General features: G+C 62.2%; 16 protein-coding genes. 8 read left to right on the forward strand and 8 right to left on the reverse strand.

From position 1 onward, the window contains the following. Positions 1-82: 82 nt before the first annotated feature. From etfB to ACVWVP_RS00655, 6 genes are all read right to left on the reverse strand, one after another. Entirely contained in the window at positions 83-853 is a 771-nt protein-coding gene (gene etfB, locus ACVWVP_RS00630; RefSeq protein WP_176996675.1) for an electron transfer flavoprotein subunit beta, read from the reverse strand. 10 nt (positions 854-863) lie between these two features. Further along, entirely contained in the window at positions 864-2,084 is a 1,221-nt protein-coding gene (gene etfA, locus ACVWVP_RS00635) for an electron transfer flavoprotein subunit alpha (protein ID WP_457404174.1), read from the reverse strand. Continuing rightward, positions 2,084-4,027 carry a dimethylglycine demethylation protein DgcB gene (dgcB, locus tag ACVWVP_RS00640; RefSeq protein ID WP_457404175.1) on the reverse strand — a complete coding sequence of 648 codons (1,944 nt, stop codon included), beginning with the start codon at positions 4,025-4,027 and terminating at the stop codon, positions 2,084-2,086. The genes etfA and dgcB overlap by 1 nt, the downstream gene beginning before the upstream one ends. A gap of 158 nt (positions 4,028-4,185) precedes the next feature. Continuing rightward, positions 4,186-6,246, reverse strand: coding sequence for a dimethylglycine demethylation protein DgcA (dgcA, locus tag ACVWVP_RS00645; protein ID WP_259172108.1), 2,061 nt, complete (start codon positions 6,244-6,246; stop codon positions 4,186-4,188). A 15-nt stretch (positions 6,247-6,261) separates the two neighbouring features. Continuing rightward, entirely contained in the window at positions 6,262-6,792 is a 531-nt protein-coding gene (locus ACVWVP_RS00650; RefSeq protein WP_178920183.1) for a DUF5943 domain-containing protein, read from the reverse strand. 78 nt (positions 6,793-6,870) lie between these two features. Then, the gene (locus ACVWVP_RS00655; RefSeq protein WP_176996679.1) at positions 6,871-7,848 is read right to left on the reverse strand and encodes a dipeptidase; all 978 of its coding nucleotides are present in this window, start codon (positions 7,846-7,848) and stop codon (positions 6,871-6,873) included. Positions 7,849-8,066: 218 nt separating this feature from the next. Between ACVWVP_RS00655 and ACVWVP_RS00660 the strand changes: the two genes are divergently transcribed. Both ACVWVP_RS00660 and ACVWVP_RS00665 read left to right on the forward strand, forming a co-directional pair. Beyond that, positions 8,067-8,468, forward strand: a complete 402-nt coding sequence (locus tag ACVWVP_RS00660; protein ID WP_178920181.1) for a lysozyme inhibitor LprI family protein — start codon at positions 8,067-8,069, stop codon at positions 8,466-8,468. A gap of 41 nt (positions 8,469-8,509) precedes the next feature. Then, entirely contained in the window at positions 8,510-8,926 is a 417-nt protein-coding gene (locus ACVWVP_RS00665) for a DUF3010 family protein (protein WP_457404177.1), read from the forward strand. A gap of 64 nt (positions 8,927-8,990) precedes the next feature. On the opposite strand, the gene ACVWVP_RS00670 is transcribed toward ACVWVP_RS00665, so the two are convergent. Both ACVWVP_RS00670 and ACVWVP_RS00675 read right to left on the reverse strand, forming a co-directional pair. Then, entirely contained in the window at positions 8,991-10,169 is a 1,179-nt protein-coding gene (locus tag ACVWVP_RS00670) for an AAA family ATPase (protein ID WP_259172113.1), read from the reverse strand. Between the two features lie 68 nt (positions 10,170-10,237). Next, positions 10,238-11,182: a GlxA family transcriptional regulator gene (locus ACVWVP_RS00675; RefSeq protein ID WP_016977789.1), complete on the reverse strand. Its 945-nt coding sequence runs from the start codon at positions 11,180-11,182 to the stop codon at positions 10,238-10,240. 193 nt (positions 11,183-11,375) lie between these two features. Between ACVWVP_RS00675 and ACVWVP_RS00680 the strand changes: the two genes are divergently transcribed. The 6 genes from ACVWVP_RS00680 (at position 11,376) to ACVWVP_RS00705 (ending at position 16,849) form a co-directional block, all read left to right on the forward strand. Then, positions 11,376-12,320 carry a choline ABC transporter substrate-binding protein gene (locus ACVWVP_RS00680; RefSeq protein ID WP_178920178.1) on the forward strand — a complete coding sequence of 315 codons (945 nt, stop codon included), beginning with the start codon at positions 11,376-11,378 and terminating at the stop codon, positions 12,318-12,320. A 77-nt stretch (positions 12,321-12,397) separates the two neighbouring features. After that, positions 12,398-13,285, forward strand: coding sequence for a 3-keto-5-aminohexanoate cleavage protein (locus tag ACVWVP_RS00685; RefSeq protein WP_457404179.1), 888 nt, complete (start codon positions 12,398-12,400; stop codon positions 13,283-13,285). Positions 13,286-13,462: 177 nt separating this feature from the next. Next, positions 13,463-14,428 (forward strand): L-carnitine dehydrogenase, encoded by a 966-nt coding sequence (locus ACVWVP_RS00690; RefSeq protein ID WP_259172114.1) that lies wholly within the window; start codon positions 13,463-13,465, stop codon positions 14,426-14,428. 126 nt (positions 14,429-14,554) lie between these two features. After that, the gene (locus ACVWVP_RS00695; protein ID WP_178924136.1) at positions 14,555-15,031 is read left to right on the forward strand and encodes a thioesterase family protein; all 477 of its coding nucleotides are present in this window, start codon (positions 14,555-14,557) and stop codon (positions 15,029-15,031) included. Positions 15,032-15,047: 16 nt separating this feature from the next. After that, a complete protein-coding gene (locus ACVWVP_RS00700) occupies positions 15,048-16,208 on the forward strand; it encodes a gamma-butyrobetaine dioxygenase (RefSeq protein ID WP_457404181.1) in 1,161 nt (386 codons plus the stop codon). Between the two features lie 377 nt (positions 16,209-16,585). Beyond that, entirely contained in the window at positions 16,586-16,849 is a 264-nt protein-coding gene (locus ACVWVP_RS00705; protein WP_176996689.1) for a hypothetical protein, read from the forward strand. Positions 16,850-16,852: the final 3 nt, after the last annotated feature.

Below are 16,852 nucleotides of genomic sequence, written 5' to 3' on the forward strand. Positions count from 1 at the left end.
ACAGACGGGTCAACAGGGATTGTGGGTAAGCCCACAGTAGGAGCCGGCAAGCCGGCTCCTACTGTGGTTTTGGGGGGGGTGGTTAGCGTACGACGCCTTCTTCAACGAGCAGCTTGAGGATGGCTTCGGCGCCCGCTTCCGGGCTAAGGCCCTTGAGCACCTGCCCGCCGCCGCCACTGGCCTTGGCGGTCGCGGCTTTCATCCGATCGGCACCGCTCTTGGCCTTGATCACCTTAAGACGCTTTGGCCGAGGTTTAGCCGGTTGCAGCACGGCGCCTGTGAATAACTCGTCCTCTTCCACCTCGACCTCGTGGGCTGCCAGCTCACCCCGTTGCGCAGGGCCGTAGGCACTTTGCCGAGGCTTGGGCGCGGCGTTATCCACCGTGGCCAGGAACGGCAAGCGCACCTTCAGACGGCGCCGCTGGCCGCGTGGCAAGGCTTGCAGCACATGGGCCACGCCGCCGTCGATGGACTCCACTTGCGCCAGCCCGACGATCAACGGCCAGCCCAATTGTTCGGCGAGCAGGAATGGCAGCATGCCCGAGCCTTCGCCGGTTTCCGCCTGGCTGCCGGCGAGTACCACCTGGGCACCTGCCTCGCGCAGGTAGTCGCTGAGCACCGGCAAGGCATCGCTGCCTGCGGGTTGTTCCAGCACCTGCAGTTGGGGCAACCCCATGCCCAGGTAGCTGCGCAGGGTCGGTTCATTGATGTTGCCGGCATGCAGCACCTGCAACTTATCCCCAGCCATTTGCAGGCCCAGTTCGACGGCGCGCGCGTCCTGCTCGGCACGGCGCGGGCGCCCTGAAGTCGGGTGGGCGCCGATGGACACCAGGCTGATTACATTCGTGGTCATGGCCAACTCCTTAAGCTGCATCGCGCTTGGCGCCGTTGCGGTAAGCCTCGACCGCCGCGATCAAGGCGTGCAGGATCGCGGCGCTTTCGCCGATCACCGACAGGTCGGCACGCTTGATCATGTCGCAGCCAGGGTCCAGGTTGATCGCCACCACCTTGTCGCAGGCACCGATGCCCTGCAGGTGCTGGATCGCCCCGGAAATCCCCACCGCCACATACACCCGTGCCGTAACCCAGGTACCACTGGCGCCGACCTGGCGATCACGCGCCATGAAGCCGTCGTCCACCGCCACCCGCGAAGCGCCTTCGGTAGCGCCCAGTGCAGCGGCGGTCTGGTGGAACAACGCCCAGTCCTTCACGCCGTTGCCGCCAGAGAAAATGAATTCCGCCTCGGCCATGGGAATCGCCGCCGGGTCCACCGCCACTGCGCCGAGGTCTTCAATACGCGGCAGGCTGCGGGCCAGGGGTGTGGATAACTCCACGGGCAAGGCTTCGTGCCGGGTTTCGCTGACAGGATCGGCGCACTCGGCGGCCGCCAGGATCAGGCGCGGCAGAGGGCGGGCCAAGTCTTCCTGGCCGGCACCGGCACGGCCGATGCACTCGTTACCCTTGATCTGCCAGACACGCGTGGCCGGGCGTTCCTGGAGGCTGGCGGCAAAGCGCCGTCCCAACTCACCGCCACCGCTGCGGCTGTCGGGCAGCAGCCAATGACGCGGGTTGAATTGGTTATCCACAGCCCGCAGGCCCTGGACACGTTGCTCCGGTGAATAACCGTCGAATGCGTGACCTTCCAACACCAGCAGGCGGTCGACGCCGGCTGTGGTAAACGCGCTTTCCTTGTGCTCGCCAAACACCACCGCCAGCACCGCGCCGTCGCTGCCGGCCAACTGCCGAGCCAGGCCGAGCAAGTCGCGGTCGTGGCTGCTCAGGCGGCCGCCGACCATGTCCGGCACCACGTTGATGTAGAACGCAGGCGCTGGCACCTGGTGCAACGGCAACTGCACTTCCACCGCCGCCGTGCGCTTGGCCGCGCCGCCCTGCTGGGCGCCGCTGCGGTCGATGCGCTTGATGCCGTTGGGGCCGATAAAACCGACGCCATGTACATGCTTGCGGATGACGCCGTTGGGCCCCATCCAGCTGTGTTGCACCGGCTGCATCGCCGCATGCAGCGGGTGCAAGCGGTTGCGGGCAATCCATTCGGCCCGGGGGTCGCGGCGGATAATGTCGCTCATCAGTGCACCTCCGCAGGTTCACGCTTTAAAGGAGCTTTTGCCGGTGCGGCGTCTTCGAGCAATGCATCAGCAACAAGCTCGGCAATATCTTTGATCAGTGGGCGCGGTTCGACCACACCCTCAAGCATCGCCGTGCACTGTGGACAACCCACGGCCACCAGCTCGGCGCCGGTCTCGCGGATGTCTTCCATGCGCATGTCCGGGATACGTTGCTTGCCGGGAATATCAGTGATCGGCGCCCCGCCACCGCCGCCGCAGCAGCGTGAACGGAAGCCCGAGCGCTGCATCTCCTTGACCTCGATACCCAGCGCCCGCAGCACTTGGCGCGGTGCCTCGTATTCGCCGTTGTAGCGGCCCAGGTAGCACGGGTCGTGATAGGTCACGCTACTGCCCTTGTGCTGGCCCAGGTTCAACGCGCCCTCGCCGATCAGCTCGGCCATGAAGGTGCTGTGGTGCTGCACGAGGTAGTTGCCGTTGAAGGCGCCGTACTCGTTTTTCAGCACGTGGAAACTGTGGGGATCGCAGGTGACGATGCGCTTGAAGCAGTACTTTTCCAGCGTCTGGATATTGCGCGTGGCCAGCAACTGGAACGTTGCTTCATCGCCCAGCCGGCGAGCCACGTCACCGCTGTCGCGCTCTTCCAGGCCGAGTACGGCAAAGTCGACATTGGCCGCTTTCAGCACTTTGACGAACGCACGCAAGGTGCGCTGGTTACGCATGTCGAAAGCGCCGTCGCCGACCCAGAACAGCACGTCGGTGGTGCCTTTTTCGCTGAGCAAAGGCAGGTTCAAATCCGCCGCCCAGTTCAGCCGCCCGCCCGGTGCAAAACCGCCGGGGTTGTCGGTGGCGATCAGGTTTTCCAGGACTTCGGCGCCCTTGTTCGGGGTCGCGCCCTTTTCCAGGGTGAGGTGGCGGCGCATGTCGACGATGGCGTCCACGTGCTCAATCATCATCGGGCACTCTTCCACGCAAGCGCGGCAGGTGGTGCAGGACCACAGGGTCTCGGCATCCACCAGGCCGTTGACGATCGGCTGGTGCGGGTTGCCAGCATGTTCGCCAATGGCTTTGCCCGGGTAAGGGCTGCCGGCAAACTTGGCATCGGTACCACCGGCCAGGCCGACCACCATGTCCTGGATAAGTTTTTTCGGGTTCAGCGGTTGGCCGGCAGCGAACGCTGGGCACGCGGCTTCGCATTTACCGCACTGCACGCAGGCGTCAAAACCGAGCAGTTGGTTCCAGGTGAAATCCTTGGGTTTTTCCACGCCCAGGGGCGCGGTTTTATCGCTGAGATCCAGCGGTTTCAAACCGGTGGAACGGCCACCGCCGAAGCGCTCGGCACGGCGGTGCCAGGCCAGGTGAAGGGCGCCGGCGAAGGCGTGTTTCATCGGGCCACCCCAGGTCATGCCGAAGAACATTTCGGACACGCCCCACAGCACACCCACGCTCAGCAAGGCGGCGAGCAACCAGCCGCCGAAGTCCGCCGGCAGAATCCCGGCCACCGGCAAGGTGACCAGAAAGAAGCTTACCGAGAACGCCATGAGGCTCTTCGGCAAGCGCATCCACGGGCCTTTGGACAGGCGTGACGGCGGGTTGCGACGACGCAGGTACACGAAGGTAGCGCCGACAAACATCAGCACCGAGGCCAACAGCAAGGCATAACCGAGGATGCGGTTATGCAGGCCGAAGCCATGCACCAGAATGGCGAGCAGCGCCGACAGCACAAAACCCAACGCCGTGGCGACGTGGGTGTTGGCGATGTATTTGTCGCGGGCGACCACGTGGTGCAGGTCGACCATGTAGCGCTTGGGCATGGCCAATAGACCGCCCAGCAAGTCGACCTTGGACGCGCGGCCACGGCGCCACATGTTTACCCGGCGCAGGGCGCCGAGGACGGCAAGGCCCAGGGCGGCGAACAGCAGGATGGGAAGAAGGGTGTTCAGCATGGTGAAGCTCCCACAGACCACACAGGTCTACTGTGAAACTGGCCCTGAATGTGGGAGCGGGCTTGCTCGCGAAAGCGGTGGTTCAGCCACCGGATGTATCGACTGACACACCGCCTTCGCGAGCAAGCCCGCTCCCACATTTGACCGAGTTCACCTCGTCAGAAATCCTTGCACAAGCGCAGGGCGTCATAGATCGCAGCGTGGGTATTGCGCTGCGCCACACAGTCACCGATGCGGAACAGCAAGTACCCGTCACCCGCCTCGCTCAAGCACGGCTGCGGCTTGATCGCGAACAGCGCTTCGACGTCGATCTGGCCCTTGTTGCGCGAGCCTTCCTTGAGTGCGTAGTAGATGGCTTCGTCCGGGCGCACGCCGTTCTCGACGACCACCTGGTCCACCACCCGCTCCTCTTTGGCGCCGGTGTATTCGTTCTCCAGCACCGCCACCAGCTTGTCGCCTTCGCGGTAGACCTTTTCCAGCATCATGTCGCCGGTCATGATCACTTCTTTGGGGTACATGCTGCGGTAGTAGGTGGGGAACGACGTACCGCCAATGGCCACGCCCGGCTTGATGTCGTCGGTGACGATCTCGACCTGGCTGCCTTTGTCGGCCAGGAAGTCGGCCACCGACATGCCGGTGAATTCGCAGATGGTGTCGTACACCAGCACGTTCTTGCCCGGCGCGACTTTGCCGTCGAGCACGTCCCAACTGCTGACGACCAAGCCTTCAGCCGCGCCCCAGTGTTCGTTCTGCTCGACGTTCGGGTTGCCACCGACCGCCAGCACCACCACGTCCGGACGCAAGTCCAGGATGGTATCGGCATCGGCCGCCACGCCCAGGCGCAGGTCGACTTTCAAGCGAGCCAGTTCCAGCTGGAACCAGCGCGTGATACCGGCGATCTGGTCACGCTGCGGCGCCTTGGACGCCGTGGTGATCTGCCCTCCGATAAATTCTTTTTTCTCGAACAGGGTCACATCGTGGCCACGCTCGGCGGCGACGCGCGCAGCTTCCATTCCGGCAGGGCCGGCCCCCACCACCACGACTTTGCGTTTTGGCCCGGTGGATTTTTCGATGATGTGCGGCACGCCCATGTATTCGCGGGAGGTCGCGGCGTTCTGGATGCACAGCACATCCAGTCCTTGGTACTGGCGGTCGATGCAGTAGTTGGCGCCGACGCACTGTTTGATCTGGTCGATCTGGCCCATCTTGATCTTGGCGATCAGGTGCGGGTCGGCGATGTGTGCACGGGTCATACCGACCATGTCCACATAACCGCCTTCCAGAATCCGCGTGGCCTGGTTCGGGTCCTTGATGTTCTGCGCGTGCAGCACCGGCACCTTGACCACTTCCTTGATACCGGCCGCCAAGTGCAGGAATGGCTCCGGTGGATAACTCATGTTCGGGATCACGTTGGCCAGGGTGTTGTGCGTGTCACACCCCGAACCCACCACGCCGATGAAATCGAGCATGCCGGTGTCGTCGTAGTACTTGGCGATCTGCTTCATGTCCTCGTGGGACAAGCCGTCCGGGTGGAATTCGTCACCGCACAGGCGCATGCCCACGCAGAAGTCATCGCCCACTTCGGCGCGCACGGCCTTGAGCACTTCCAGGCCGAACTTCATGCGGCCTTCAAAGGTGCCACCCCATTCATCGGTACGCTTGTTGACCCGCGGGCTCCAGAACTGGTCGATCATGTGCTGGTGCACGGCGGACAGTTCCACGCCATCCAGGCCACCGGCCTTGGCACGGCGTGCAGCCTGGGCGTAGTTGCCGATCACGCGCCAGATTTCTTCTGGCTCGATGGTCTTGCACGTGGCACGGTGCACCGGCTCACGCACGCCAGACGGTGACATCAGCGTCGGCCAGTTGAAGCCGTCCCAACGCGAGCGACGGCCCATGTGGGTAATCTGGATCATGATCTTGGCGCCATGCTTGTGCATGGCGTCGGCGAGGTTCTGGAAGTGCGGGATGATGCGATCGGTGGACAAGTTCACCGAACTCCACCATTCCTGCGGGCTGTCGATGGCCACCACCGAGGAGCCGCCACAGATCGCCAGGCCGATGCCGCCCTTGGCTTTCTCTTCGTAGTACTTCACATAGCGGTCAGTGGTCATCCCGCCGTCGGTGGCATACACCTCGGCGTGGGCAGTGCTGAGTACGCGGTTGCGAATAGTCAGTTTGCCGATCTGGATCGGCTGGAACATTGCTTCGAAAGCCATGGCACGGTCCTCGGCTTACAACGGCTTGACGGTGAACAGGCCGTCATCGTGGCCCTCTTCGGAGCCTCCGTAGACTTGCTCTGCGACAGTGCGGATCTGGCTACCGCGCGCTTGAAGAATCTGGTCCATGGCGCCGGCAAACCAGCCGGTGAACATGTAGTCGACTTTGCGCCCGACCTTGCCGTACACGTAGACGAACGCCGAGTGTTCCAGCTTGACGCTGGCGGTGCCTTTGTCCAGGTCGATGTCCTGGATCTTGAACAGGCCCCAGCCGCGTTGCGACAGGCGCTTCATGTAGTGCTCGAACACCGCAACGCCTTCCAGGCCGTGGCATTCAGCTTCTTTCTCGCACCAGTGCCAGGCGGACTTGTAGCCGGCCTTGTAGAGGATTTCGGCATAAGCCTCGGCGCCCAGCACTTCTTCGATACCGATGTGGTTGTTGACGAAGAAATGGCGCGGCACGTACAGCATCGGCAGGGCGTCGGAGGTCCAGACACCGGTTTCGCTGTCGACTTCGATAGGCAATTGCGGGGCGATCTTGGCCATGGAAACTTAACTCCAGAAAATTCGTTTGGATGCCCGCTGCGCGAAAGGCAGCGGGTTAAGGATTAGGAGAGCGGTGGCTTATTCGCCCCAGACGTCTTTCAAGACGTTGACCCAGTTCTCGCCCATGATCTTGCGCACCACACGCTCGCTGTGACCGCGCTTGAGCAGGGTCTCGGTGAGGTTGGGGAACTCGCCCACGGTGCGGATGCCCAGCGGGTTGATGATCTTGCCGAAGCTGGTCAGGCGGCGGGCGTAGCCCTTGTCATGGGTCAGCATTTCGAAGAAATCCTGGCCATGGCCCTGGGTGAAGTCGGTGCCGATGCCGATGGCGTCTTCGCCGACGATGTTCATGGTGTATTCGATGGCTTCGGCGTAGTCGTCGATGGTCGAATCGATGCCCTTGGCCAGGAACGGCGCAAACATGGTCACGCCGACAAAACCGCCGTGGTCGGCGATGAACTTGAGTTCTTCATCGGACTTGTTGCGCGGGTGCTCTTTAAGCCCGGACGGCAGGCAGTGGGAGTAGCACACCGGTTTCTTGGATTCGAGGATGACTTCTTCGGACGTTTTGGAGCCCACGTGGGACAAGTCGCACATGATGCCGACACGGTTCATCTCGCCGACGACCTCACGGCCAAAGCCCGACAGGCCGCCGTCACGCTCGTAGCAGCCGGTGCCGACCAGGTTCTGGGTGTTGTAGCACATCTGCACCACCCCCACGCCGAGCTGCTTGAAGATCTCGACATAGCCCAGTTGGTCTTCGAAGGCATGGGCGTTCTGGAAGCCGAAGATGATGCCGGTCTTGCCCAGTTCCTTGGCGCGACGGATGTCGGCGGTGGTTTTCACCGGGATCACCAGGTCGCTGTTTTCACGGATCAGGGTCTGGCTGGCCACGATGTTATTGATGGTGGCCTGGAACCCTTCCCACACCGACACAGTGCAGTTGGCGGCGGTAAGGCCGCCTTTGCGCATGTCCTCGAACAGGTCGCGGTTCCACTTGGCAATAATCAGCCCGTCGATAACGATGCTGTCGGCGTGCAATTCGGCTGGGCTCATCAGGCGTCCCCTTATTGGCGATTCATGCGCCGAATCGTCTGCCGGCGCTTTGGGGCCAGCATATGCCCAGGGGCCGACAGAGCCGGGTGCAAAAACGACAGGGGAATTGCCGAAAGCGTCAATCCACGACAAAGGCTGCTATGACACGTCTGACTGGCAGCTGTTATTTGTCTTACGCTTGGGCCAGAATTCCGCATCACCTGATATGAGACGGCGCAATGAAATCGATTTTCCTGGCTTTGGCACTCATCGCAACCACCGCACACGCGGCTGAAGACACCGACAACACGCCGTGCGATGGCATCGAAAACGACAAGCAAACCCTGGAATGCGCCACCTACAACAAAACCACCGCCGAGCAATTGCTCAAGGACAACTACCAGGGCCTGCTCGAACGCATGGGTTCGACCTACGGCAGCAACAAGTCGCAGCTCGCCGACATTACCGCTCGTCTGAAGGATGCCCAGCAGAAGTGGGAAAAACTGCGTGACGCCGATTGCGCCGTGGACACCTTCCCGGCGGTGAACGGCACCAAGGCATACGCGATCCAGCAGAACGACTGCCTGGCGCGGATGAGTGATGAGCGGTCGGAATTTTTGGAGTCGATCGGGCAGGAATAAGCGACAATCCCCGCCACTTTCTCTCTGAAACAAGGCAACTCATGAAGACTTGCGGCATCGAAATCAAAGGCAGCGAAGCCATCATCGCTGTCGCTTCCCTGGAAAACGGGGCGCTGGCCCACGTCGCCCTGGCCAGCAAGAAAATCTTCCTGGAAGACGACGATGAAGCGGCCAACGTCAAAGCCTTCGCCGCTCAAGTGAAGGCGTTTGTGCAGGACAACGCCATCGAGCGTATCGCCATCAAGAAGCGCAGCAAGAAAGGCGAATTTGCCGGGGGCCCGACCACGTTCAAGATTGAAGGGGTGTTTCAGCTGCTCGACGGTGTGGAGGTGACGCTGCTGTCGCCGCAGACCATTAATGCGCAGAATAAGAAGCACAACTTCGAGTTGCCGGCGACGCTGAACAAGTACCAGCACGAAGCCTACAAAGCGGCATGCTCGGCCCTGCTGAAAAAATAAGCCACACCACCTATCCACTGTGGGAGCTGGCTTGCCTGCTCCCACATTTGATTTGAGTTGCCCCTTAGTCAGGTGTACGGCGCTTGTGCTTCAGCCAATCTCCAAACGTCTTGTCCTCCAGGGCATACCCGCCCCGGCTCGATTTCCACACCAGTTCTTTGTCACGCAGGGCATCGATGCAGGCCTGAATCGTCTGGGTGCCCGGCACTACGTCGCTGCCCATCTCTTCCAACGCCTTGCTGACTGCCGCCAGGGTGCTGTCGGTAAACGGCGCGAACGGTTCGTTGTTTTGCGAACGCTCCACCATCACGTCCAGCACGGCACGTTGGGGAATAGTGAGATTGTTCCAGGCGCTTTCAAATTCGGTCCACACGCCCGCGCGCAGTAACTCGGCGCGGCTGTGCAGCAGTTGGCCCAGGTTGCTGGCCTCGCCCAGCTCCAGCGCCACTTCACCGATGATGGTGCGCAACATCTCTGGACGCCGGCCCACCAACTCAAAGGCCTCATCGATATCGGCCGCGTTGAATTGGTTGGTCTTGGCCAGATTTGCGTTGAGGTGCGCGGTGTAAGCCTGGGTGAACGCTTTGCCCAACAGTGGAAACGGCGTGATGCTGGAGCCGAAGAACGGCTGACTTTTACCCAATACCAAGTGGGCCAGCTTGTCGCGGTTGGAACCGGTGAACACCAGGTGCAAACCACTGCCGTCCTCGTCTCTACCTTGGTTTAGCTGGTCCCGGGCGGCCTTCAGCGCGAACATCGCATTGATGCCTGAATCGCTGGTCAGCGCATGCTGCGCCTCATCAATCACCAGCACGACGGGTTTTTCCGCAGCGTGGTGCAGCAGCTCCAGCGCCTGGGTCAATGTTGCGCCAACAGGCAATTGCGGTTTGCTGAAGTCCCAGGACAGTGTCCGCAGAAAGCTCAGTTTTTCGATGCCAATGTTCTTGGCCAGCTTGCGGATGCCCTTTTCATAGGGCACCAGCGCGGCGGCAATTGCGCTGGCAATCAACTCTGCCGGATCTTTCTCTTTGTCCGCCCACAGGTCGACATACACGGCCAGCCAGCCTCGAAGCTGGCACTCCGGGATCAGGTCTTCACGTAGAAAGGTACTTTTGCCTGTTCGGCGCGGTGCGGCGAGAAACAGGCCAGAGGTGAAATCCTGAATGCCAGCCCCCACCAGGCCGTCGGCAATGCTGCTAGCCAGGGCGGGGCGGCGGAATACAAAGCCGCTGTGCTTGGACATGGTTTTATACTCAATTATTCAAAGAACTATAAATTATAGTCATGAGTATAATTGACTATAATTGCCCGTCAAACCACCTCCCGTCGCCGATCCTCCCTCGGGCACTTGGCAAACCGCGCCCGGTAGCTGCGGGTGAAATACGACGGCGACTCAAACCCGCAGGCAATACTCACTTCCAGCACGCTCATGTCGCTCTGGCGCAAGAGCTGCCGGGCTTTTTCCAGGCGCAGGCCGAGGTAGAAGTTGCTGGGGGTATCGTTCAAATGCAGACGAAACAGGCGCTCCAGCTGGCGGCGGGTCACTTTGATCGCTTCCGCCAGGGCCAGGGTGCTCAAGGGCGGCTCAGTGTGCTGCTCCATCTCACCAATCACCTGCACCAGCTTTTTGTTGTTGATGCCATAGCGTGTGGCGATCTGCATGCGCTGGTGGTCTTTGCGCGGGCGGATGCGGCCGAGCACGAACTGTTCGGACACCTGGATCGCCAGTTCCGGGCCATGGGCCTGGGCGATCAGGTCGAGCATCAGGTCGATGGAGGCCGTCCCGCCGGCGCAGGTGATGCGGCGGCGGTCGATCTCGAACAGTTCCTGGGTCACGGTGAGCTGTGGATAAGATTCCTTGAAGGCGTCGATGGCTTCCCAATGCAGGGTCAGGCGGTGGCCGTCCAGCAAGCCTGCTTCGGCGAGCACGCAGGCGCCGGTGTCGATGGCGCCCAGGGTCACGCCGTCGTGATCGAGGCGGCGCAGCCAGTGTTCCAGGGCGGGTGTGGCGAACTGCAACGGTTCGAAGCCTGCCACGACTAACAACGTCGCGCCCTTTTTCAGCGGCTCCAGCGCAGCGTCGGCGTTGACCGACATGCCATTGCTCGCCAGCACCGCGCCACCGTCGGCACTCAGCACATGCCAGCGGTACAGCTCGCCACGAAAGCGGTTGGCCACCCGCAGCGGTTCCAGCGCAGAGATAAAGCCAATGGCCGAGAAACCCGGCATCAGCAAAAAGTAGAAATCCTGGGACATGGTGGCGCTCTCGTAGGACGGGCAGCGTGGCACTGTGATACTCCCGTTCTCGGGTGGATTCAAGGGGGCAGGTCGCTGCAGTGCAAGAGCTGGTCGCCGCCGTGCGTTTTGTCGCCCCCAAAGCTACGTAACTTGGCCTCACGGCGCACAAAGACGCCGGACCCCACAATAACGACCTGCCGAGGGATCCACCATGAACCGACTGATCAGCCGCTGCGTGCTCGCACTCAGCGCCAGCGCCATCTTGAGCACCAACGTACTGGCCGCCGACGCGGCGTCCTGCCAGAACGTGCGCATGGGCGTGGTGAACTGGACCGACGTAATCGCCACCAGCGCCATGACCCAAGTGTTGCTCGACGGCCTCGGCTACAAGACCAAACAGACCAGCGCCTCCCAGCAAATCATCTTCGCCGGCATCCGCGACCAACGCCTGGACCTGTTCCTGGGCTACTGGAACCCGCTGATGACCCAGACCATCACGCCGTTCGTCGACGCCAAGCAGGTCAAGGTCCTCGACAAGCCGAGCCTGGAAGACGCGCGCGCCACCCTGGCCGTGCCGACTTACCTGGCCGACAAGGGTTTGAAGACCTTCGCCGACATCGCCAAGTTCGAAAAAGAACTGGGCGGCAAGATCTACGGCATCGAACCAGGCTCGGGCGCCAACACCCAGATCAAGGCGATGATCGCCAAGAACCAGTTCGGCCTGGGCAAGTTCCAGCTGGTTGAGTCGAGCGAAGCCGGCATGCTCGCCGCCGTCGACCGCGCCGTGCGCCGCAAGGAAGCCGTGGTGTTCTTCGGCTGGGCGCCGCACCCGATGAACGTCAACGTCGCCATGACCTACCTCACCGGCAGCGACGACGCCCTGGGCCCGAACGAAGGCATGGCCACGGTATGGAGCGTGACGTCGCCGACCTACGCCGAACAGTGCCCCAACGTGCACAAACTGCTGACCAACCTCACCTTCACCGCCGCCGACGAGAGCCGGATGATGCAGCCGTTGCTGGACCACAAGGACGCCATCGAGTCCGCCAAGCAGTGGCTCAAGGATCATCCGCAAGACCAGGCCCGCTGGCTGGAAGGCGTGACCACTTTCGACGGCAAGCCGGCCGCCGCCAACCTGCAATTGACCAGCAAATAACCTGATTCGAATCACCGTTTCGCAGCCGCTCCTGGCTGCGAACGGCACCACTACGCCCGCCTGTAAGGAACCGCCTCATGAACCACGACGTCATCATCACCTGCGCACTCACCGGTGCTGGCGACACGACCAGCAAAAGCCCACACGTGCCGGTCACTCCCAAACAAATCGCCGCCGCGGCGGTAGAAGCCGCCAAGGCCGGCGCCACGGTTGTGCACTGCCATGTGCGTGACCCGCAAACCGGCAAGTTCAGCCGCGACGTGGCCCTGTACCGCGAAGTGATGGAGCGCATCCGCGAGGCCGACATCGACATCATCGTCAACCTCACCGCCGGCATGGGCGGCGACCTGGAGATCGGCGGCGGCGAGAACCCGATGGAGTTCGGCCCCAACACCGACCTGGTCGGCCCATTGACCCGCCTGGCCCATGTGGAAGAGCTGCTGCCAGAGATCTGCACCCTGGACTGCGGCACCCTGAACTTCGGTGATGGCGACACCATTTACGTCTCCACCCCTGCGCAACTGCGGGCCGGCGCCAAACGCATCCAAGAGCTGGGTGTGAAGGCCGAGCTGGAAATCTTCGACACCGGGCACCTGTGGTTCGCCAAGCAAATGATCAAAGAAGGCCTGCTGGACGACCCGCTGTTCCAACTGTGCCTGGGCATCCCATGGGGCGCACCGGCCGACACCACCACCATGAAGGCCATGGTCGACAACTTGCCGGCCAACGCCGTGTGGGCAGGCTTCGGCATCGGCCGCATGCAAATGCCGATGGCCGCGCAAGCGGTGCTGCTGGGCGGCAACGTGCGGGTCGGCCTGGAAGACAACCTGTGGCTGGACAAGGGTGTGCTCGCCACCAACGGCCAGCTGGTGGAACGCGCCAGTGAAATCCTCAGCCGCCTGGGCGCACGGATCATGACCCCGGCCGAAGGGCGCGTGAAGATGGGCCTGACCAAACGCGGCTAACCCACACATCACAAAACCCTGTGGGAGCGGGCTTTGTGGCGAGGGAGCTTGCTCCCGCTGGAGTGCGAAGCGCTCCCAAGATCTTGGGGCCGCTGCGCAGCCCAGCGGGAGCAAGCTCCCTCGCCACAGCAAGCCAGCTCCCACATTGAATCACCGAACTTTTCAGGACTGTCGCCCATGAGCTTTATCACCGAAATCAAAACCTTCGCCGCCCTCGGCAGCGGTGTCATCGGCAGCGGCTGGGTGTCCCGCGCCCTGGCCCATGGCCTGGATGTCGTAGCCTGGGACCCGGCGCCCGGCGCCGAAGCCGCATTGCGCAAACGCGTCGCCAATGCCTGGGGCGCCCTTGAGAAACAAGGCCTGGCACCGGGTGCCTCCCAGGACCGCCTGCGCTTTGTCGCCACCATCGAGGAGTGCGTGAAAGACGCCGACTTCATCCAGGAAAGCGCTCCGGAACGCCTGGAGCTGAAACTGGAGTTGCACAGCAAGATCAGCGCGGCGGCCAAGCCCAACGCATTGATCGGCTCCAGCACATCCGGCCTGTTGCCGAGCGAATTCTATGAAGGCTCGACCCACCCGGAACGCTGCGTGGTCGGCCACCCGTTCAACCCGGTTTACCTGCTGCCGCTGGTGGAAGTGGTGGGCGGCAAGAACACCGCACCCGAGGCCATCCAGGCGGCGATCAAGGTGTATGAATCCCTCGGCATGCGCCCGCTGCACGTGCGCAAGGAAGTCCCCGGCTTCATCGCCGACCGCCTGCTCGAAGCGTTGTGGCGCGAGGCGCTGCACCTGGTCAATGACGGCGTAGCCACCACCGGCGAAATCGACGACGCGATCCGTTTCGGCGCCGGCCTGCGCTGGTCGTTCATGGGCACTTTCCTGACCTACACCCTGGCCGGTGGCGACGCTGGCATGCGGCACTTCATGGCGCAATTCGGCCCGGCGTTGCAACTGCCGTGGACCTACCTGCCGGCGCCGGAGCTGACCGACAAGCTGATCGATGACGTGGTGGACGGCACCAGCGATCAGTTGGGCAAGCACAGCATTTCGGCGCTGGAACGCTATCGTGATGATTGCCTGCTGGCGGTGCTGGAGGCGGTGAAGACCACCAAGGAAAAGCACGGCATGAGCTTCGCTGAGTAACTAATGTGGGAGCGGGCTTGCTCGCGAATGCGGTGGATCAGTAACGAATGCATCAACTGACACACCGTATTCGCGAGCAAGCCCGCTCCCACATTTTTGATCGAGTACATTCTTGGGATTCACACCATGCCTGCACTGACGACCTACACCACCCCCATCCAGCCCGACTGGGTGGACTACAACGGCCATCTGCGCGATGCGTTCTACCTGCTGATCTTCAGCTACGCCACCGACGCGCTGATGGACACCCTGGGCCTGGACAGCGAAAACCGCGATGCCAGCGGCCATTCGCTGTTTACCCTGGAACTGCACCTGAACTACCTGCACGAAGTGAAATTGGGCGCTGAGGTCGAGGTGCACACCCAACTCATCGCCCATGACGCCAAGCGCCTGCACCTCTATCACAGCCTGCACCTCGTGGGCGACGAGAAGGAACTGGCGGGCAACGAGCAGATGCTGCTGCACGTCGACCTCGCCGGCCCGCACTCCGCGCCGTTCACCGAGGCCACGCTGAAAAAACTCACGACCATCAGCGCAGAACAGGCCGACCTGCCGCGCCCTGCCCTGCTTGGCCGAGTGATTGGACTGCCACCCAAAAAATAAAAAACAAGGAGCCACCATGCAAACCGCCGCCGCTGTTGCCGATTTCCGTACCTACCCGAAGATCTGTGACCTCGACGAGGTCCAGGTGCTCGACGATCAGATTCGCGTGCGCTGGGCCGATGGGCGGGTCAGCCCTTTCCATCATCAGTGGCTGCGGGACAACTGCCCGTGCTCGCACTGCGTGTACAGCGTGACCCGCGAGCAAGTGCTGGAGATCGTCGATGTGGACGAACAGCTCACCGCGATCAGCGCGCACATCGTGCAAGGTGACCTGAGCGTGGAATGGAGCGGCGGCCACCACAGCCGGTACGACCCTGGCTGGTTGCGGGCTCACGCCTACGACGATGAATCCCGTGCCGAACGGCGGGCGGCGAAACCCAAATCCCAGCTGTGGGACAGTCGTTTCGAGCTGCCCGTTTTCGACTATGCAGCCGTCATGCAAGACCCCGGCGCGTTGCTGCAGTGGTTACTGGCCCTGCGCGACACCGGCCTGACGCAAATCCGTGGCGTGCCCACCGAGCCCGGCTCCCTGGCGTTCATCGCCAAGCGCATTTCGTTCATCCGCGAGAGCAACTTCGGCGTGCTGTTCAACGTGCAATCCAAGGCCGATGCCGACAGCAATGCCTACACCGCTTTCAACCTGCCGCTGCACAGTGATTTGCCGACGCGGGAGCTGCAACCGGGCCTGCAATTCCTGCATTGCCTGGTGAACGACGCCGACGGTGGCGAAAGCATTTTTGTCGACGGGTTTGCCATCGCCCAGGCCCTGCGCAACGAAGACCCCGAGGCGTTTCGCGCGCTGTGTGAGATCCCCGTGGAGTTTCGCAACAAGGACCGCCACAGCGACTACCGCCGGCTCGCACCGATCATCGCCCTGGATGCCTTGGGCGAAGTGGCGGAGATCCGCATGGCCAACTTCCTGCGCGGGCCGTTCGAGGCCAGCGTGGAGCAGATGCCTCTGTTGTACCGCGCGTATCGGCGGTTTATTGCGATGACGCGGGAGGCTCGTTTCCGCGTGGTACAGCGCCTGAATCCGGGTGAGTTGTGGTGCTTTGATAACCGCCGCACGTTGCATGCGCGCCATGCATTCGACCCAGCGTCCGGGGCGCGGCATTTTCAGGGGTGCTATATCGATCGGGATGAGTTGTTGTCCCGGATATTGGTATTGCAAAGGTAGACCGAGGCGCGGCCTTCGCGAGCAAGCCCGCGCCCACATTTGACCGAGTTCCAACTTTGGAATGCATCCCCCTGTAGGAGCCGGCTTGCCGGCGATGGCGTCAGCACAAACTCCCCAAAATCCAGGCAAAAAAAGCCCCGACCCAGCCGTGACTGGATCGGGGCAGAGCGCTTGGTGTGAGCGTGACATCCCGAGGGTGACCAAACCTTCAAGGTGCTTGCTTGGCATTCAGTGTGCCTATTACTTCTGTCGGTAAATGGCCCGAAAACGACATGCTCATAGCCATCTGAGGCATTCGCTGATTCTGCCCTTGCCGACCGGTCGGAGGCCTACCAGAATCGAGGTCAGACCCCGCTCCCTACACCAGGAAAAACGCCATGATGCACGCGGATTTGATTGACCAGGATGACCTGCTGGGCCACCTGCGCTCGCTGGGTTTTGAAGTGTCCAGCGGTGCCACCGCTGAGCAGGCTTGCGAGTGCGCGGTACGCGGTTTGAGTGCGGCTCGGGCCAAGGCACTCAAGGGCATGGTGGAACAGATGTACACCGGCAGCGCGACGATTTTGCCGGCGGTGCGCCAGGCGATCGACAAGCAGTTGTTGCCGGCGTTGGTGCAGTTCAAGCAGAACTCTGGCGCCTGATAG

It is taken from the genome of Pseudomonas sp. TE24901, assembly GCF_054058375.1.